This window comes from Nonomuraea insulae, assembly GCF_042656245.1.
Genome location: NZ_JBHSPA010000115.1, coordinates 205,431 through 224,366, shown reverse-complemented (window position 1 = coordinate 224,366; position 18,936 = coordinate 205,431). Strand labels below are relative to the sequence as shown.

15 protein-coding genes and 2 pseudogenes are annotated in these 18,936 nt (G+C 67.1%); 4 read left to right on the top strand and 13 right to left on the bottom strand.

The annotated features are described in order from the left end of the window. Positions 1–19 precede the first annotated feature (19 nt). Positions 20–790: a hypothetical protein gene (locus tag ACFPZ3_RS64530; protein WP_379524290.1), complete on the bottom strand. Its 771-nt coding sequence runs from the start codon at positions 788–790 to the stop codon at positions 20–22. Next, complete coding sequence (locus ACFPZ3_RS64525) at positions 778–1,716, bottom strand: hypothetical protein (RefSeq protein ID WP_379524289.1); 939 nt, start codon at positions 1,714–1,716, stop codon at positions 778–780. Before ACFPZ3_RS64525 ends, ACFPZ3_RS64530 begins: the two co-directional genes overlap by 13 nt. A 565-nt stretch (positions 1,717–2,281) precedes the next feature. Between ACFPZ3_RS64525 and ACFPZ3_RS64520 the strand changes: the two genes are divergently transcribed. The 3 genes and pseudogenes from ACFPZ3_RS64520 to ACFPZ3_RS64510 all read left to right on the top strand — a co-directional run. After that, complete coding sequence (locus ACFPZ3_RS64520) at positions 2,282–2,680, top strand: transposase (RefSeq protein WP_379524288.1); 399 nt, start codon at positions 2,282–2,284, stop codon at positions 2,678–2,680. Positions 2,681–2,908: 228 nt separating this feature from the next. After that, positions 2,909–3,658: a DUF4190 domain-containing protein gene (locus tag ACFPZ3_RS64515; RefSeq protein ID WP_379524287.1), complete on the top strand. Its 750-nt coding sequence runs from the start codon at positions 2,909–2,911 to the stop codon at positions 3,656–3,658. A 370-nt stretch (positions 3,659–4,028) separates the two neighbouring features. After that, a pseudogene (locus ACFPZ3_RS64510) lies at positions 4,029–4,301 on the top strand (helix-turn-helix domain-containing protein); the annotation flags it as partial. 92 nt (positions 4,302–4,393) lie between these two features. On the opposite strand, the gene ACFPZ3_RS64505 reads toward ACFPZ3_RS64510, so the two are convergent. The 7 genes from ACFPZ3_RS64505 to ACFPZ3_RS64475 form a co-directional block, all read right to left on the bottom strand. After that, on the bottom strand, positions 4,394–5,680 hold the full coding sequence (locus tag ACFPZ3_RS64505) for a Gfo/Idh/MocA family oxidoreductase (protein WP_379524286.1): 1,287 nt from the start codon (positions 5,678–5,680) through the stop codon (positions 4,394–4,396). Positions 5,681–5,688: 8 nt separating this feature from the next. Beyond that, positions 5,689–6,513: a carbohydrate ABC transporter permease gene (locus ACFPZ3_RS64500; protein ID WP_379524285.1), complete on the bottom strand. Its 825-nt coding sequence runs from the start codon at positions 6,511–6,513 to the stop codon at positions 5,689–5,691. Beyond that, positions 6,510–7,490: a carbohydrate ABC transporter permease gene (locus tag ACFPZ3_RS64495; protein ID WP_379524284.1), complete on the bottom strand. Its 981-nt coding sequence runs from the start codon at positions 7,488–7,490 to the stop codon at positions 6,510–6,512. The genes ACFPZ3_RS64500 and ACFPZ3_RS64495 overlap by 4 nt, the downstream gene beginning before the upstream one ends. A 4-nt stretch (positions 7,491–7,494) precedes the next feature. After that, positions 7,495–8,955 carry an ABC transporter substrate-binding protein gene (locus tag ACFPZ3_RS64490; RefSeq protein WP_379524283.1) on the bottom strand — a complete coding sequence of 487 codons (1,461 nt, stop codon included), beginning with the start codon at positions 8,953–8,955 and terminating at the stop codon, positions 7,495–7,497. Between the two features lie 39 nt (positions 8,956–8,994). Further along, positions 8,995–10,800: an endo-1,4-beta-xylanase gene (locus ACFPZ3_RS64485; protein ID WP_379524282.1), complete on the bottom strand. Its 1,806-nt coding sequence runs from the start codon at positions 10,798–10,800 to the stop codon at positions 8,995–8,997. 90 nt (positions 10,801–10,890) lie between these two features. After that, a complete protein-coding gene (locus ACFPZ3_RS64480) occupies positions 10,891–11,907 on the bottom strand; it encodes a LacI family DNA-binding transcriptional regulator (protein ID WP_379524281.1) in 1,017 nt (338 codons plus the stop codon). Between the two features lie 193 nt (positions 11,908–12,100). After that, positions 12,101–14,083: an MGH1-like glycoside hydrolase domain-containing protein gene (locus ACFPZ3_RS64475; protein WP_379524280.1), complete on the bottom strand. Its 1,983-nt coding sequence runs from the start codon at positions 14,081–14,083 to the stop codon at positions 12,101–12,103. Positions 14,084–14,411: 328 nt separating this feature from the next. Here ACFPZ3_RS64475 and ACFPZ3_RS64470 point away from each other — a divergent pair, with 328 nt between their 5' ends. Continuing rightward, entirely contained in the window at positions 14,412–15,191 is a 780-nt protein-coding gene (locus ACFPZ3_RS64470; protein ID WP_379524279.1) for a phytanoyl-CoA dioxygenase family protein, read from the top strand. A gap of 303 nt (positions 15,192–15,494) precedes the next feature. On the opposite strand, the gene ACFPZ3_RS64465 is transcribed toward ACFPZ3_RS64470, so the two are convergent. From ACFPZ3_RS64465 to ACFPZ3_RS64450, 4 genes and pseudogenes are all read right to left on the bottom strand, one after another. Next, the gene (locus ACFPZ3_RS64465) at positions 15,495–15,896 is read right to left on the bottom strand and encodes a nuclear transport factor 2 family protein (protein WP_379524278.1); all 402 of its coding nucleotides are present in this window, start codon (positions 15,894–15,896) and stop codon (positions 15,495–15,497) included. 218 nt (positions 15,897–16,114) lie between these two features. Further along, positions 16,115–17,110: pseudogene (locus tag ACFPZ3_RS64460) on the bottom strand (cytochrome P450). A 132-nt stretch (positions 17,111–17,242) separates the two neighbouring features. Beyond that, positions 17,243–17,896: a TetR/AcrR family transcriptional regulator gene (locus ACFPZ3_RS64455; protein WP_379524277.1), complete on the bottom strand. Its 654-nt coding sequence runs from the start codon at positions 17,894–17,896 to the stop codon at positions 17,243–17,245. 9 nt (positions 17,897–17,905) lie between these two features. Beyond that, entirely contained in the window at positions 17,906–18,841 is a 936-nt protein-coding gene (locus ACFPZ3_RS64450) for an alpha/beta fold hydrolase (RefSeq protein WP_379524276.1), read from the bottom strand. Positions 18,842–18,936: the final 95 nt, after the last annotated feature.

Here is an 18,936-nt window from a genome sequence, read left to right as displayed (position 1 = left end):
TGATAATCCTGTGATGCCTTCAAAGCGTGCCTTCCATTGCGACTATACGTTCGGCCCAGAGTTCCGACGCGCCTAGATCAACCAGCTGCTTCGTGACTTTCTGGGCCGGCATCCCTGCAGAGATTAGCCTCCTTGCCACCTCCCGCAGTTCTTCAGGCGTTGCAGTGCCGTTTCGGCTCGATGGTTTCGGGATTGAGCTCGTCGAATCGTCGGTCCCGATCATCAGCCTGTCAAGACTCTGTTGCAATTGCCGCAGCCTGATCTCTGTCGCGATCTGAAAGATCCGCTCATTGCCGACCTGTTCCTCAAGCGCGTCCGGAGATGCCAGAAAGGAATCCATCAGTATCCCAGCGGGAAGCGACCGCAGCGGATCAGATCGCGTCTCCTTGATGGCCCGCGTGATAGCTGACTTCAGCGACGTTCCCCAAAAAGGGTCGATCTGCGAGTACGGGACGCATCGTCCCGCTCGCAGATCGAAGGGAAGGAGATCAACACTCTGGGCGACGAAAACAGTTGGCTTCTTCAATGCATGAGCCAGGCCTATTTCGTAGTAGACATTCGCGTTCATCAAGGACAGCTCGCCGAAAACGATCTCACATTCGCGTATAGCGCGCCAAATTTGCCCTAGTACGTCTCCTGCCGCAAATATGTCGTCGCCCTTGACGGGAATCAATCCCGCCTCGCGAATCCCAGGTTCGTAGATGGAATCATAGTAGCCAGTGAACGGCTCTCGAAATGGCATGACCACGAAGCAGGTTGATTCGCCTGATGAGACCGTCATGGCAACCAACCGGTAGAAGATTCAAACGTGAGGCCTTCGGTCAGGTTAGATAGAAAATTGGAGAGACAATGCCTTTGCAGGAAGTCGTTGATTGGTATGTCGTATCGACCGAAGAACGCGTCGAAATCTACGATCTCCCTTGGTGGCGCTTCGCTGCCTGCGGTTTCCCCGATGAACGAGAAGTCCAGCCATAAGGCTCCGTAGTCTCGGTTCGAGGGCGCCTCCATATTGAACACCTCTCTAACGATGCCTGCCGGAGAGCTATTCCATCGGCTAATCGAAATATCAACTCGACCAAGCTCGGGAAAGAGGTCCTCAGTGAACGAGACCAGATGCCCATCTTTTCCCGGCACTTTAGTGAGCAGAACGTTGAGCAAGCGAGAGTTTCGCTCCCTCTTTCGTCCGGCAGCTTTTTTGAATGTATGCAGCAGGAAACTGAATCCGTATGTCGCTCGGGTTGGGGTGACTCTGAGCTCGGAGCCATGACGTCTGTTGAGCGCTCCTTCGTATTCCTGTGTCACTGCTGCCACGAGGTCGTTCATGTGGGGCATAAACATCGTGTACCACCGATAGAATCTTTCCAGACTGGAGCCCGTGCGGCTTATCTTGAGAGTCCCGTCGGCAGAAATAACAATGACGAACCCGTGATCATCATCTGTGTAACGGATCGCGAGATCGTTATCCTCATTCAAGCGCTTCAACGAATCAAAACGATTCAGTTTTGCTGCGGCTAGTATTGCATACGTTTCTTCATACAGACGGTCGGCGATGCTCTCCTGAAGCGGCTTCGGATCTCCAAGAAAGTGCGGATATTGCGCAATGACTCGAAAGTCACGTATGTTTTGAAGATTAACGAAAATGTCGTCATTTGAGTATTCATGCCAAGGCAGTAGGAATCCATCGGCCCCGTGCTGGGAGAGAGTTGACTGTGGCATAGTGGTTTCCCGATCTTCGCAACTAATCGAATGAAAGGGCTGTGGTTCCGCACCTGCATCAGGCCTGGGTAGCCGCTGCATTGGGGCGGATGGAGTTATGCAAGCGATTTGATGGAACCATGCTCCCTAGATCGGTTTCTGGTGTTCTGGTAGTGGGAGTCACCGTACCGCCCGCCGTGACACGAACAAAAGGATTCGTGCTTACCATCAGGTCATAGTTCTCTTTCGCTGGTGGCCTGAGGTCTCCGCCGAAGCATTTCAAGATCGAGCTCTATCGGGTTCGATCGCTGATTTTGCTTGATTTGTTGGCAACGTCGCGGTGCGGGGGCGCGATTCATAGAGTCATCCGGTACGTCCGCGGCTGAAGCGAGGCGGGCTGCTCACGGCCGAACGCGAAACGCTATAGAGCGCACAGACAGGCAGCTACCGGTAGTCCGTTAGATCAAGATGTGGGCGCGGGTAGAAGCTTGGTGCGGGGGCTTCCGTCTGAAGGGTGTGTGAGGTGCTTCGCAGATTCCGGACAGTCGGCTACATAAGCTGACGGAAGTCTGGAAGGGGTAAGTGCGTGACGAGGCGTCGCAGGCGGTTCTCGCTGGAGTTCAAGGAAGAAGCCATCCGTATGGTGCTGGAGGGTGATCGGACGGTCGCGTTGGTGGCGCGGGAGTTCGACATCAACGCCGGCACCCTGGGCAGCTGGATGAACCGGCATCGGATCGCGAGTGCGCAGGAGGAGCAGCAGCCGGTGTCCGGGCCGGAGCGGGCCAGGATTCGGGAGTCGGAGTGGGAGAACGCCGAGCTGCGGGAGAAGCTGACGTTCTTGAAAAAGCGGCCGCCTTCTTCGCGGCGGACGGTCGATGACGCTCGCCAAGTACGAGCTGATCGATGCGGAGAAGGCTCGTCACGCGATCGCGAGGATGTGTGCCTGGCTGGGCGTGTCCTGCTCGGGCTTCTACGAGTGGCGTAGTCGGTCTCGGTGAACCCTTTGCGTTCGTTCTTGCGGCGCCGGTAGACCAGCATGCGGTAGATCAGCCGGGTCCGCTGTCCCGGCTTGAGGCAGATCAGCCCGGCCAGGATGACAGCTGGCGGCGGCGAGTCCATTGCGGTGTCCGGATGTGGACATCCGAATCGCGTCAACCAGAGGAATGCTTGGAACGTCCCACAGCGTCCGTTCACCGTCTCTGGAGCCGCTCCCATGGGCTACCCGCCTCAACCGCCACAGGATTCGTACGGCCAGCAGCCTTACGAGCACTCCGGCCCGCAGTATCAGCCGCAGTCGTACAGTCAGCCCGGCCCGCCGTATGGCCAGCCGCAGCGCAAGACCAACGGGCTCGCCATCGCGGCGCTCGTCACTGGGCTCACCGGGTTCATTACCTGCGGATTCACCAGTATCCTCGCCGTCATCTTCGGGCACGTCTCGTTGGCGCAGATCCGTCGCGACGGGACAGACGGGCGCGGCATGGCACTGGCCGGCACAATCCTGGGCTGGTTCCTTACGGGCGCGTGGCTGCTGTTCTGGGGCTTGTCGTGGGCGGGGTTCGTCTCGACCGCTCTGTACTCCGCCGCCGGTGGCGCCACTGTCCAGGCCGGGCCGGAGCGGACGCGGCTCGATGTGGACGAGCAGCCGGGCCAGGCCACCGACGCGCCGCCCGCGAGCGGCGAGCACAAGGTGGTACTCGAGGCCGTCGGTGCGGACGGGGCGACGTCCGCGGGCAACATCACCTACAGCCAGGATTTCAGTATCAAGCAGGAGCAGGGCGTCAAGCTCCCATACACCAAGGACCTCGCCTACGACGGCGATCAGCCGCACCTCTATTTGTGGGTGCAGAACGCGGGCACAGATGGCGTGGTGGAGTGCCGGATCAAAATCGACGGTGCGGTGGTGGGGGAGGCGAAGAGCAGCGGCCCTTACGGGGTGTGCACCGTGACGGCAGACAAGTCGTAGGACGACCTCGCGGGCTGAACCCGGAGTGCCGCCCGCGAGCATCCTCATCAGCGAGCGGCACCGGCAAGGGGTCGAGAAGGCGCACGTCCCGCTGAGCACATGCCCGGTTACGTGTTGTTGCAAAGTCTCTCTTCAAACGAGTAGCACTTGAGCTTGTTTCGCTTTGACGGATATCGGCAGCGTGATGGTGAGGCTGCCGCGACATCCTCGTGGTCAGCAGGGCTACACAGGATGAATGCGTAGAGTCTTAGCGTCGTGACGGATCGTTTCCGGTGCGGTACGACCGTGATATGCGCTACGGGCAAAGTGGCGGATACACGTCGCCTGAGCAAGAGCGGCGCGAGCGTGTACGACTGCAGCGGCCGAGTGGTTCGAGGCCGGGGAGTTGACCAGGGCGGTCGCTACACGATTACGGGTGCACGAGCGGTCGGTGACGCGCTGGCGTAAAGCGTGGAGCGAGGGTGGCGCTTCGGCGCTGCGCCGGTCTCGGTGGAGAAGCTGTCGGCCAAGCAATGGCAGCGGCTGGATACCGAGCTCCGGCGCGGGCCGCTGGCCTGGGGTTACGTCGAGGACCAGGGCTGGACTCTGGGCCGGGAGCCGCGTTGCGGCGCTCGGTCTCGTCGGCGTATGTTCAGGTCGCTGATCCATGAGCGGCGGGAACTTCCCATCCCTGTCTCGGATCAGATAGCGCGCCCGGCAGTCCGCATCGTCCAGGTCCATCACCAGACACTCCGTTCAATCGTGTCCTTCGCCGGGCAGGGTGATCGGTTCTCCGGTGGCGAACGATTCGTTGGCGGCCAGCCCGATGGCCAGGGCGCGGGCGCCGTCGCGCTCGTTCGCGAGCTCCACAGGGGAGGGCACGTCGTCGAACATCGCGGCGAGCATGCGTTGGTCGGCGCCGCCGTGACCTTCGTGGACGACCGTCACGGGGATGTCGCGCGGCGGCGCCCACAGGGGGCGCACGCGGATCCGCGCCCCGCCGGAATTGGGTGGGGCGACGTCGCCGTGCAGCGCCCCCGACCCGGCGGTGACCCCCGTGCCGGGATCGGCCCACTGGGTCTCCTCCACCTCCAGTTCCATACGTCCCCGGGTGCCGTTGAACATGACCCGGTACCCCTCCCAAGGGGAGTACGCCGTGAGGTGGTAGGTCATCGTGGCACCGCTCGCGTAGGTCACGAGGACCGCCATGTCGTCCTCGATCGTGATGCCGTCGCCGAACACGTTGAGGTCGCGGACGTAGCCGTCCTCGTGCTCGGCGTTCAGGTACAGCTCTCTGAGCTGGTCGTTCGCGGCGAGGTCGAGGGCGAAGGGATCACTCGCGGCCTCGGGCGAGCCATGTGCGCGCTCGTAGCCGCGCGCGTACGCGGACCCGCGCCCGTAGAAGGCGAGTCTGCCCTGGCCGTAGACGCGGCGCGGCACGCTGTCCAGCCACCAGTTCACCAGGTCGAAGTGATGTCCGGACTTGTGCACCATCAGGCCGCCGCTGTTGGCTCTGGAACGGTGCCAGCGCCGGAAGTAGTCGGCGCCGTGGCGGACGTCCAGAAGCCACTCGAAGTGCACCGACAGCACCTCGCCGATCTCGCCCGCGCGCAGGAGCTGATGGACCCTCTCATGCACCGGGTTGAACCGGTAGTTGAAGGCCACCGTGAGGCCGGAGCCGGTGCGGTCCACGGTGTCCAGGATCCTGCGGCAGCAGGCGGCATCGGTGGTCATGGGCTTCTCTGTGATCACTCGGCACCCCGCTTCGAGCGCGGGCACGATGTAGGCGTCGTGCAGGGCGTCGACGGTGGTCACCACCACGGTGTCGACCTCCTTGAGCAGCCCTGAGTACTCCTCCGGCCGCGCCATGGCAGCGGGAGGCCGGCCCAGCTCGGTGATGAGCCGGTTGTGCACCGTCATGCGGGTCCGGTTCGGGTCGCACAGGGCGACGAGGTCGACGTGCTCGCGCCGGGCGAGTGCCTGGGTGAAGAGCTGGGCGCGCAGGCCGGTGCCGACGATCGCGGCGCGCGAGGAACAGGACATGGAGCTCCTTATTGCTTGACGGCGCCGGCCAGCCCGTTCACGAAGAACCTCTGCAGCACCAGGAAGATGGCGATGATGGGGGCGAGGGTGATCACTGAGCCGGCGCACAGCAGCGTCCAGTCGGTGGAGTTCTCGCCGATGAAGGCGTACATCCCGACGCCCAAGGTGCGCAGTTCGGGGCGGGCGAGAGTGAACACGAGCGGGATGAAGAAGCTGTTCCACGCCGAGATGGCGGTGAACAGGCCGACCGTCGCGAGCATCGGGCCCGACAGCGGCAGCATGATCCGCCAGAAGACCTGGTGGAAGTTGGCGCCGTCCACGCGGGCGGCGTCCTCCAGCGAACGGTCGATCGCCCGGAAGTAGCCCATGAACAGGAACGTGCCGAAGACGATCCCGCCGGCGGACTGCATGATGATGATCGACCAGAGGCTGTTGAGCAGGCCGAGCCCGTTCATGATGTCGAAGACCGGGATGATGGTGTACCCGTGCGGCAGGAACACCGTCCCCGCCACCGCGACCAGGACGATCCCCTTGCCGGGGAACTCGGTGCGGGCCAGCGTGTAGCCGGCCATGGCGGTGACGAGCAGGGTGATGATCACCGTGCTGACCGTGATCGTGAGCGTGTTGAGGAAATACTGCCCGAAGGACGCCCCCTGCCAGGCCTCCCCGTAGTTGGACCACAGCGGCGTGCCGGGCAGCGGGTCCAGGCCACGCCCGAAGAACTCGTCGGTGCTCTTCAGCGAACTGCCGAGCGTCCACACGAACGGATAGAGCCAGGCCACCCCGCCGAGGAGCAGGAACACGTGGGTCAGCCACGGCGCGCGCCGGGTCATGCCCGACCTCCCCTGCGCTTGACCAGCACTCGCAGGACGAGAGCCTGGACCACGGCGAAGACGATGAGCAGCACCCCATAGAAGAACGAGGCCGCCGAGGCCAGGCCGATGTCCCGTTCGACGGTGGCGCCGCCGAACCCGCCGAACGCCAGATGGTAGATGTAGGTGTTGACGACCTCGGTGGCGAAGTACGGCCCCCCGTTGGTGAGCACCTGCACGAGGTCGAAGACCTGGAACGAGCCGATGATCGCCAGCAGCACGATGACGACCCCCACCGATCGCAGCATGGGGACGGTGATGTAGCGGAAGCTCGCGAAGCGGCCCGCCCCGTCCAGCCTGGCCGCCTCGTACAACTCCTCGGGGATCGTCTGCAGGCCCGCCAGGAAGTACACCAGGTTGTAGCCGAGCGTGTGCCAGATCCCGACCGCGATGATGATGATCATCGCGAAGCTCGGGTCGCCCAGCCAGTCGATGTAGTCGTCGGTGAGGCCGACCGACATCAGCAGGTCGTTGACGATGTCGCCGAAGTTGGAGAAGAGCAACTGCACGACGACGCCGACGACCGCGGCCGAGGTCACCACGGGGAGGAAGAACACGGTGCGGTAGAAGGTCCGCCCGCGCAGCCGCCGGTTGTTCAGCACCAGGGCGAGCGCGAGCGCGAGGACGAGCTGGACCGGCACCACGATCAGCACGTAGAGGAACGTGTTGCGCAGGGCTGCCCAGAAGATGGAGTCCGTCATCACGCGGGAGAAGTTGCCGAGCCCGACGAAGTCGCCCGGCTCGCCGATCCCGTCCCACCGGTAGAAGGTGTAGCCGAGTGAGGCGATGATCGGATAGATCACGAACGCCAGCAGCAGCACCAGCATCGGCAGGACGTACAGGTAGGACCAGCGGGCCGCGGCGATCCGCCGCCGCAGGCGGGACGTCCCGCCCGCGGCCAGGGCGCGTGGTCCGCCGGTCAGTTGAAGATCTGTCACCACATCATCCGCGCTTGGTCGTGTACGGCTTGGCGATGTCCCAGTCGGCGAAGACGTAGTCGTCCATGCTGACCTTGGCCCCTTGCCCGCGCGCCTTGGTCACGGCCTCGGTCATGGCCGCGTTGACCCGGTCTTCGAGCTCCTTGAGCGCCTGGGGCACGTTCTTGAGCTGACCGGTGTAGATGCCCGCTGCCACGTCGGGCAGGTCCGGCTGGACGGCCCCCACCTCGACCTTGGTGATCTCCGGGTTGCGGATCTCGGGCACCGGGCCGACCAGGGCGGTGCCGGCCATGGCGACGTACTGCTTGAACGTGGGCGAGGTCACCGTGGCCGCGTCGTTGTTCTCGGGGTAGACCGACAGGCCGTAGCCGCCCTGCACCCAGCGCTTGCCGGCGGCGGCACCGTAGAACCAGTCGAGCCAGGCCCACGCCCGGTCGGGGTCCTTGGCCTTGGCCGAGATGGCCATCAGGTAACCGCCAGGCGGTCCGTAGAAGAAGCCCCGCGGAGTGCCGGTCGGTGACGGGAGCGTCATGAGGCTGTAGTCCTTGAACCCGGCCTCCTCCCAGGGGGCCTGGTTCCACACCCCGCCGACGATCATGCCGAACCGGCCCTTGGAGAAGAACGCCCTGGCCTGCTCGTCGGAGATGCTCATCGAATTGGGGTAGAGGTAACCGTGGTTCTTCCAGTCGAGCAGCAGGGCGAGGAAGTCGGCGTAGTTGCGGTCGGTGCCGTACGTCCATTTGCCGGTGCGGTAGTCGACGCTCTGGGTGCCCCCGGGCGACCCGGCGGCCCGGCAGAACAGCTCGATCAGCCACGGCAGTGCTCCCTTCTGCGCGTTGCCGAAGCCGAGGCCGAAGACCTTGCCGCCGCTCCTGGAGGTGATCGCCTCGGCGGCCCGTGTGATGTCGTCCCAGGTCTTCGGGATGAAGACGGTCCCGTCGGGGTTGGTCAGGCCGGCCTCCTTGAAGACCCCGTTGTGGATGTAGAGCTGCAGCGCCGGCGCCAGGGCCTTGAAGGGCGCGGAGTAGACCTTCCCGCCGATGACGTTGACGCCCTCGACGAAGCTGTTGTCGGGGAAGCGTGATCGCCACTGCGGCGTGGCCCACTTGTCCAGGGGCATCAGCCACCCCTCGCCCACCGGGGCCTCCAGGTCCGGCGAGGTGGGCAGCAGGAAGACGTCCGGGGCGGTGCCGCTGCGGAAGGCCAGCGAGAGCAGGTCGAAGTACTTGTCGGTGACCTGGGTGGTCTTCTTGATCGTGGCCTTGCCGTTGGCCTGCTGGAAGAGCTTGATCTCGGTGTCGACCCACGGTGCCTGGCTGACGTACCAGTCCCAGTACGCGAGCGTGGCGCCCGACGCGGGACCGGCGTCCGGTTCCGGTGCGCCGCAGCCGGTGAGGAACGCGGCCCCGCCTGCGGCGACGGCCGCCCGCAGGAGGTCCCGGCGGCTGAGCTGAATGGCTGACATGGTCTTTCCTTTCGATGGGGCCCCTTCGATGGGCTGGGGTCAGCCGACGACCACGGTGATCGCCTTGCCTGTGATGGCCGACATCGAGACGGCGACCTCCTTGGTGACGCCGCCGGCGGTGACCTTCACGGTGTAGTCGCCGAGGAAGCCGCGTACGGTGGCCGATCCGGTCGTCCCGGTCGTGGCCGACGCGTTGGTCCACCACGTGCCGTAGATGAGGTCGCGCCAGGCCGTGGCGTTCGGCTTGGGACTCCAGTCGGTACGGAACAGCGCACGCTTGGGATCCCAGGTGTCGCCCTCCCAGAACCCGAAGGTGCTGACCCCCGTGACCTGCGGCATGCTGAACATCAGGGTGAGGAAGTCACGCGTGTAGTCGGCTTGGAGCTGCTCGTCGGTGGTGCCGACGTCGAACTCGGTGATGGCGATCGGCAGGCCGGGCGCTCCGGCCTTGTTGATCAGCGTGACCAGGTCCGCGGGCGGGGTGAGCTGCTCGCCGGCGAAGTGGCCCTGGATGCCGATCCCGCCGATGGGCGCGCCGCCGTCCTTCAGCGAGCGGACGAGAGCGGAGAACTGGTTCTGATGGCGGAGCTCCCAGCCGTTGTCCTCGATGATGTCGTAGTCGTTGAGGTAGAGCTTCGGGCCCGGGTCGGCCTGGCGGGTCAGCCGGAACCAGCGGCCGATCTCGCCGTCGCCGAGCACGTTCTGCACGTCGTGGTTGGCGTACGCCTCGTTGGCCACGTCCCACTCGTCGATCGTGCCGGCGAGCGTGCGCGCCTCGTCGGTGATGTGCGCGTCGATCCTGGCACGCAGCGCGGCGGGGTCGTTCCTCAGGCCGCAGACATCGGCGGGCATGTTCCCGCACGACGGCCAGATCAGGGTGTGGCCGCGGACGAACAGGCCGTGGTCACGTCCCCACTGCAGCGCGGGCAGGGTGTACGTGGCGCGCTCGGTCAGGTTCTCCCAGTGGTTCCATTTGAGGTTGTTGCCGAGCGTGAACTGGTTGAAATTGGCCAGCAGCGTGTCGCGGTACTTCTGCCCCGCGGTGTTCTGGGTCATCATTCGCACGCCGTCCGCGGCCGAGCCGAACTTGAAGGCGTGCCTGGTCATCTCCGCCCGGACGGTGGCTCCCGGGACGAGGTGCCCCTGGGAGTCCACGACCTTGACGTAGAGGTCGCCCTTACGGTTGCGCTCGATGCGGTCGGCCGCGGCGGCCCGCCACGCGGCGTCCGCCTCACGGCCGGCGTAGGTGGACTTCGGCCAGCCGGCCGGGGTCCCGGCCCCGTACCGCAGCACCGACACGCCCGCGATCTGCAGCACCTGAGGGCCGTAGCCGAGCCAGAAGTTGACGCGGACCTGCCCGGCCGCGTAGTCGGCGGCCATCCGGAACGGGAGCTGGAAACGCTGCCAGGCAGGCCCGAACTTCATCGCCGCCTGGGTGGACTTGCTGTAGCTCCCGCCGTTCTGCTCGAACACGAAATGGGCCAGGCCGGATCCGGAGGCGGTCGGGGTGACCGACCGCGCCCAGAACGTCGCCAGCATCGCCTCGTCCTTGACCGTGGGCTGGGCGGACGGGGCGCCCACCCCGAAGGAGTACTCGCCGTCCAGGCCGGTCGAGGACGGTTGCCCGGTCACCGTGACCTGGAGCGCCTGGTCGAAGCCGGGCTGGCCCTGAACGGGGACGATCTTGGTCTGTGGTGCCGGACTCCCGGTGAACTGGGTGAAGGCCGCCAGGGTGTCGGCCGGCATGATCTCGGTCGGGGTGTCCGCGGCGGCCGCGGGCGGGGTCAGTCCCAGTGCCGCGAGCAGCACCGCGGAGATGGCGTGGGCCATCATTGAGCGACCCATGAGGTGGGGTCCCTTCTGTCGACGGGCAGGGGGATTTCGACCGGCGCCCCCATGGGCGCCGGCCTTCGCTTCGTCGATGTGGAAGTACGGTCAGGCGGGAGCGGGGCCCGTGCTGTCCCGGACGATGAGGGTGGTGGGCAGGTGGACGCGGGCGGCCGCCTGGCCTTCCGCGCCCGGGGAGATGGTGGCCAGCAACATCCGGGCCGCCTGCGCGCCCATCTCCTCGAACGGCTGGCTGACCGTGGTGAGAGCCGGCTTGACGTGCGCCGACGACGGTATGTCGTCGAAGCCCACCACCGACAGGTCCTCGGGCACCCGCAGGCCGCGGTCGGCCGCGGCCTCCATGGCGGCGTAGGCGGTGACGTCGTTGTGCGCGAACACCGCCGTCGGCCGGTCGGGGTGGCCCAGCAGGTCGCGCATCAGCTCGCGGGCTTTGGGCGGCTCGAACTCACTCCGCGGCGTGAGCGTCGGGTCGAGCGGCACCCCGGCCTCGCTCAGGGCGTCCTCGTAACCGCGCTGCCGGTCCTGGCAGCACGGGTACGTCGCCGGCCCGGCGAGCGAGGCGATCCGCCGGTGGCCCAGGTCGAGCAGGTGGCGGACCGCGCCGTGGGCCCCCTCGTAGTTGTCGGCCTCGACCGACGGCAGGTCGAAGTCGGAGCCGAGGGTGTTGACCAGGACCACGGGCACACCGTGCTCGTGCAGGTCGAGCAGCGGTTTCATGGCCTGGTCCTGGCTGATCACCACAACGCCGGCCGACAGGCCCGAGGCGAGCATGCGCTCGATCACCGGCCCGTAGTCGCGGTCGTTGGTGCTCGTGTAGAGGATGATCTCGTACGGCGTGCGCTCGATGACGGACGCGACCCCGAAGTTGATCGGGGCCACCATCCGCCACGTCAGCCCGGGCACGATCATGCCGATGAACGGCAGCCGCCCCTTGGCCAGCGCGCTCGCCGTGGCGCTGGGCACGTAATTGTGCTCCCTGATGACCGCCAGCACCCGCCGCCTGGTCGCAGAATCGACCCGCGCACTGTTATTGATCACCAGTGACACCGTTGACTTCGATACGCCGGCCAAGCGTGCGATATCGCGGATCGTGACTTTCTCCATGCACGTTCCCCAGACTCCGCCCGGCCTTATGTCAAACCGGTCCAACACGTTTCCTGGACGGTAGCGCTGGACCGGTTCGATGGCAATACCCGAGTGAAAACCGGGCGTAACTCGCCGGAAACCTTCCCGGTCTCGGCGAACCAGCTGCTCTACAAGCCGCGGGCGTCCGCGCTGCCAGCGGCTGTGGCCGGCCTCACCTGATCACCTCGCCGGCCTCGCGGGGACGGCCGTCCACGGTGACGGTGCCGGAGACCGTTGAGACGTCGATCGTGTGCTCGCGGTAGACCAGCCCGGTGAGCTCCAGGCCCCCGTCGGGTAGAGCGGCGGGGAGGGCGACCAGGCCGCCGTCGGGCTGGAAGCGCACACCCGCCGCGCCGGTCAGGATCGCCTCCGCGCCGGCCAACCCGGCGACGATGTTGACCCGCCGGCCGGCGGGCGGCGCGGCCGGGCGGTCGCAGTAGTGCTCCTGGGGGAAGTAAGGAAAGTGCCGCCCCATCCAGAGCAGCCGTCGCATGACCTCCCAGCCCAGGGACGGCTCGCCGCGTTCCCAGAGCGCCAGGGCGAGCTGCGGGCCCTCCCCGGTGTACGCGCCGCCACCCGACCAGTCGGTGTCGCCGAGCTCGTAGTGCAGCCGGTCGTCGGCGGCCACGGCACTGACGCCGTACGGCGCGAGGAACGAGCCGTCACGCAGCCTGCTGAGCATGGCCCCGGCCATCTCCGGCGTGCAGGCGCCGTTCCGCATCGCGTCGAACGCCTGGACGTGCTGGACGAGCTCGGTGTGCCCGTCCGGGTAGCGGCAGCGGAACCAGCCTTCGCTCTCGTCCCACAGCTCGCGGGCGATCGCGCTCCTGATGTCACGGGCCCGGGAGCGGAGCTCGCCGGTCGGCAGCCGGGCGCCGGACAGCTCCGACAGCTCGGCCAGCCGGTCGAGGCACCAGGCGCGTTCGGCGTTGGGGCTGGCGACCACGTGCTCCCAGCCGGCGCCGCGCATTTCCAGCAGGTTGTGCTGGGTGCCGTAGTCGCGTAGCGCGCCGGCGGGGGTGAAGCGGGCGTCCAGCCCTTCCACCAGGTCGTGCAACTGGGTGACCAGGGCGGGGGAGAGGCCGTGGTGCGCGGCGACGGCGGTGGCGAGGGTGACCAGGGACCAGCCGCTGTAGGCGTACGGGACGCCCAGGCCCGTCCCGTCGGGGGCGAGCGCGTAGTGGTGGGTGAGATCCACCTTCATCAGGGATTCCAGGACGTCGGTGCCGGCCTCGCCGAGCATGAGCATGAGCAGGTGAGGGGCGTACCCGCCGGTGTCCCACGCGTAGGAGCACAGCGCTCCGCCGTCCAGCCCCGAGGTGGCCACGAAAGGCGAGGTGATGAAGCCGGGGTTGTCCCACAGGCAGACCAGCCCGCTGGCCAGAGAGCCGCGCCAGTACGGCTCCAGCCCCGGGATGTCGCTGGACAGCCGTGGCACGCGGGCGAGCGCCGAGGCCAGCCGCCGCCGCGTTTGCGCGCCTGACCGGGCGGCCAGCTCCCGGGGCCGCCCTGGCGCGGATCCGGCGCCCGCGCGGACGGCCAGCGCGAACACCGCAGTCCCACCCGCCGGGACGTCCTGGCGCAGCCCCTCGTGGGACAGCTCGACGGTGACGTCCCCGGCCCGCCAGGCCCACCGGCCGGTGCTCGCTGCCTTCGGTCCAGGCTCGGGCGGGACCCAGCCCCATTCGCCCAGCGGGACGCGGCGCGGTCCTCCCGGATCGGCCTGCGGGTGGAGGGCCACGGTGACCTCCCGCCCGGCCCGGTTGGTGATCTCCACCTCCAGGACGAACCCGGCCTGCCCGTACAGCGGGGTGAGGGTGCTCCGCACCTGGAACGACAGCAGTTCCCCCTGGTGACGGCGGTGGTACGTGCCCAGCCTGACGATCCGGCCCGGCTGCCAGGTGCCGCCGGCGTGGAGCAGGCCCACCCCGGCCACGCCGGGCGCCGCACCGTCGGCGATCCGGTGCCCGTCCGCCTCCAGCTCGACGGCGAGCCCGGCGTCGGGAGCCGCGTACGGCGGCGCGAACCACCCGCCGACCCCGCACACCGAGCCCGGCGGCGCGTGGACGGTGGTCCAGCCGCTGGAGACCCAGGTGTGGCCGGGCGCCACGCTCTGGCGCAGATCGAAGGCGAACTCGTCAACGGCATATGGCATGCGTCAATCCCTTGCCTGAGGATGGCTGGTTCGGCGGAAGGAGATCACTCGGAAGGGCGCGGACGACCGATGGCCCCGGCGCTACATGACCGATGCTGACATCGGCCCGTACTCGTCGCAAGAGTTACGTCCGAGTTGCTTCCGTTTTCGCTCGCGTATTGCTATCGAACCGGTCCAGCGTTATCTTGGCGAGAAAGATGCTGGACCGGTTCGATAAAAGGCTGAAGGCCACCGGACAACGTGCCTGGAAAATCGGGGTCCGTCGGTTTTCGAGGCGTCGTCATCCACTCAGGGGGTTCCGCCCCGCCGCGCATGTTGGGAGAGCCCGATGAGCGACATCCTCGAGCGATTCGACCGTGACGGCTACGCCGTCTTCCGCCACGTCATCGATCCGGAACTGGTGCGGGAGGCGGCGGGCCACGTTGATTGGCTGCAGCACCGGCACCCGGATCTGCGACCCGAGCAACTCGGCCACACACTGCTGCGCGACGACCCGTTCTGGCTGCGGTTGGTCTCCGATGACCGGCTGCTGGACATCGCGCAGACCTTCATCGGCCCGGACATCGCGCTGTTCGCCTCGCACTACATCAGCAAGCCGCCGTACTCAGGACAGGCGGTGCTCTGGCACCAGGACGCGGCGTTCTGGCCGCTGGATCCGATGCGGGTGGTCACGCTCTGGCTGGCCGTTGACCACTCAACGCCGGAGAATGGTTGCGTACGGCTCATCCCCGGCAGCCACCGCGGCGCCATCCAGGCGATGCGCTCCAACACGGCGGTGGACAACGTTCTCGGCGAGGAGATCGCGGCCGAGGTGGACGAGTCGGCGGCCATCGACATGGTGCTGGCGCCGGGCGACGTCGAGGTACACCACCCGAACATCGTGCACGGCAGCAGCGCCAACACCTCACCAAGGCGGCGGTGCGGGCTGACCATCCGCTACATTCCGACTTCGACCCGTATCACGGCCGACGAGCAGCCCTACCCGAGCGCCTTCCACCTGCGCGGCGAACCCGGCGTGAACGCCTATCAGCCTTGGCCTCATTTCGACCAGGCACGGCATTACCGTTTCACGGGGGCGGAGGGTCGCGCGGAGGCGGGAAGGGGGTGAGGAACCGTGGAGGAGCATGGGGCCGCGCCGAGCTCGCTGATCTCGGCGTCGCTGGTCCTCCCCGGCAGGCACCTGAGCCCAGTCGAACGGCACCCAAGCCGTCGCCATCCCCACCGGCAGCTCTTCGTCGATCGGATCCTCATCCAGCCACCCCACCATCTCACTGCAGTGGGGTCGAAGTCAGCACGAGCACGCACGTCACCCCTGTAGACACCGATGCGGGGTTACTTCATGACCCGTGCGCACTCGCGTGCCGAGCGACCGCAGCGGGCTTCGAGCAGGACGTCATCGGTCGAGCTCGTGTTACGAGCTTTCGTCGGGCCCGAATGTCTCCGTGACCAACTGGGTGTCCATGTACTCACGGACCTCCTGGATGAGTCCGTCCTGGAATCGGAAGACCCAGCAGTAGTTGTTGTCGTACCTGCGACCGTCGGCCAACTCGTTACGTCCCGAGTGTTCCACCACCACGAAGTCACCGTCGCCGTGGATGTAGTGCATCTCACTGCTCGACGAGGGGCTGAGCGTTTCCCGTGCTCCTCCGAACAGGGTGTCCACCACCAGCTGTTTGCCCTCAAACGTCCTGGACCACTGATTGACCCCCATCCAGCGCCAGGTGACGTCCTCGGCCATCGCGTCGAAGAGCGGCCCGACTCTGCCCTGCGACATCGACCTCATGATGTCGTGCATACGTTCCTTGGAATCCATGGGCCGACATGGTATCGACCAGCAGGGACCCGTCCCAGACGCCCCCCGCACGCCGGCCTGGCCTGTGCCCTGGTCGCGGGAGTCGATGTGGTGGCGCCCGAGCAGGTCACCGTGAGGATGCTCATTGCGGTGAGGCCAAAGGGACGCGATCGCCGCAGGTGAACGACCACAGCGGTGGCGGGCGGCCGTAGGCGACCTCGCCCGCCACCGGCCGGCGGTCACACGTCCCAGGTGACCGGGAGGCTCGTGACCCCGTAGATGTCCGCGGTCTCCGGGCGCAGGGCAACCTCTTCGGCCGGTACGGCCAGGCGCAGGGTGGGCAAGCGGCTGAGCAGCGCGGGCAAGGCGACCCGCATCTCGACGCGGGCCAGCTGCCGGCCCAGGCACTGATGGATACCGTGACCGAAGGCCAGGTGCCCGCCGTCCCGCCTGCGCAGGTCGAGCACGTGAGGATCGGCGAAGCGCTCGGGATCGCGGTTGGCGGTGTTGATGGACAGGACGACCATCGTTCCGGCCTTGATGGTCTGGCCGCCCACCTCGACGTCCTCCAGGCGGATCGACAGGGCGCCGCTGCTGCGTGTGGTCCGGCAGCCCGTCGCCGCCCGGCGGCCACTCGGCCTTCTGCGCGTAGACGGCCGCGTTGGGGTACTTGCGCAGCAGGTCGCCGCGGATCACCAGCACCAGGTCGTCCCGGCCGCGGGCGTTCGTGCCCAGCTCCTGAAAGCGCCCCCGGTCCTGAGCTGGCACGCCCAGCAGCTCACAGATCACGATGCGGGGGATGGGCTTGGCGTACGCGGTCACCAGGTCCGTCGGCGGACCTGCCTTCTCCATGGCGTCCAAGTGCTCGGCGGTGATCTGCTCGACGCGCTCGGTGAGCAGCCGCATCCGCCGGACGGTGAACCTGCCCACCAGCGGCTTGCGGTAGCGGCTGTGCTGCGGATCGTCCATCAGCAGGAACTCGCCGGGGGGAACCCCGCGCCACTGAGGTCGATCAGCGGGTGGTGGCGCATGAGCTCCTTGCGTGAGCTGAAGCGAGGGTCGGCCACGACCGACCTGAGCAGGTCGTAGCCGGTGATCAGCCAGCCCTCGTGTCCGTCGGGGAAGGGGAAACGGCTGATGGGGCTGTGCCGACGTGCCTCGATCAGCTCTGCCGGTGGGTCAAAGGGGCAGCCGGATCGACGTGCCGTCGGCAGCTTCGTGACGGTGTGTTCCATGGTCATTCCTCTTTCGGCTTGAGTTCTGCTCCCGATGGTTCGTGACCGTCTCTGCACTTCCAGAACAAGTCGGTAAAGGCGGCTAAAGATGGAGCGTGTCGTGCGGCGTCACCGGCCTGCGGCGATACCTGTTCATCGCGGGCGGGGAACGCCACCACCGTCACGGTGACGCCGCCCTGCTGAGCGATCAGGCATGAACAGGCGGTCCAGGTAGTAGTCGATGATCTTGGTGGCGGCGGCGCGGCTGCGCTGCCCGCTCAGGACGCTGGAGGTCAGGCCGTTGGCGAGAGCCAGCAGGCTGGCGACTTCGGTGCGCGGGTCACGATCGGCGGCGATGTCCCCGGCCTGCTGCGCGGCGGCAAGCCGTACGGTGAGGAAGTTTTCCAGTGCGTTGGGCAGAGTGACCCCGACCGCGGCGAGCGCCGGGTCGGTGAGGGCGGCGGTGTAGTAGGCGGTCCAGGCGATGGAGTCCAGACGGCTCTGCTCGTCGGAGGGAAGGGCCGCGTCAAAGACGGCGTCGAAAACGGCTCGCGGTGTCAGCTCGCCCGCGGCAGCGGCGGCCCGCTGCTTGACGCGGCGGTCCAGGCGGGCGCCCAGCTCGGTGAGGCCGGACTCGAGCAGGGCCTGCTTGTTGGTGAAGTAGTACTGCACGACGCGCAGCGAGACCCCGGCCTCGGCGGCGATCTCACGCATCGACACCGCCTGCAGGCCGCGGGTGCTGGCGATGCGCAGCAGCGCCTCGGTCAACTGGCGCCGCCGCGCATCATGATCCACCTGTCGGGGCATGCCCGTTTCCTACCTGTTGTCCGTGCTGTGCTTCGGCGTTGCGGTCCCGGGCCGCGCCTGGCCGGGAAAGGTGAGGATCCGCTCGGCGACCAGGTCCGGAGCTTCGACGGGCAGCGAGTGCCCGGTGCCGGGCACGATCTCCACCCGCCAGGACGGCGCGATGCCGGCCAGCCGTGCGGCCACCGCCCGCGCGTCGTGCAGCGTGCTGCGGGCACCCAGCAGCACCTGCACGGGCACGGACACCTCGCGTATCTGCTCGTCGGTGTAGGCGGGCGGGATGAGCACGTGCCGGCGGAAGGACCATCCGCCCGCCCTCGCCAGCCTGATCAGCCCATCCTCGCGCAGCACCCCGTTGCCCACGACGCCGGTCATGCGGTGGCGCAACGGACGCGGAAGCATGGAGGCTATGGCGCAGGCAAGGGCCCACCGGACGAACCGCCCGGTTATCGGCGCGAAGCCGCCCGGGTCCACCAGCGTCAGCGCCGCGACCCGGCCGCCCCCGCCGCGTTGCTGTTCAGCCGCGGCCCATACCGCGGTCCAGGCGCCGGCGGAGAAGCCCGCCACGTGTGCGCGCTCGGCTCCGACCGCGGCCAGGACGTCGGTGAGCCAGCCGCCGACCTCGGCACCGGTCGCGAGCGTCCGCCGCTGGACCGAGCGGCCCGGCTCGCCGAGCGGGTCGACGGCAAGGACCGGACGCGTGCGCGCCAGCGGCTCGATGTAGCGATACCAGCTCAGCGCGTTCCCGCCGGCGCCGGCCACGAGGACCACGGGGTCACCCGTGGCGGGCCCGGCCCGGTGGATCCGCACGGTGCCGGCGCGGGTCTCCACGTCGGTGGCGTCCACCGGCACCGGCCACAGCTCGCCGAGCACTCGGTCATAGACGGCGTAGTACTTGTCACGGGCAGAGTCGCTGGTGAAGGCGGAAGGCCGGTCAGGAATGCGCACGGTGACCCCATCTCCGGAATGGATACAGTCGTATCCTAATCCACCCCCCATAGCGCCGGGATCAGGGAGGGCGAAATGCCCACTGAGCACGGAAA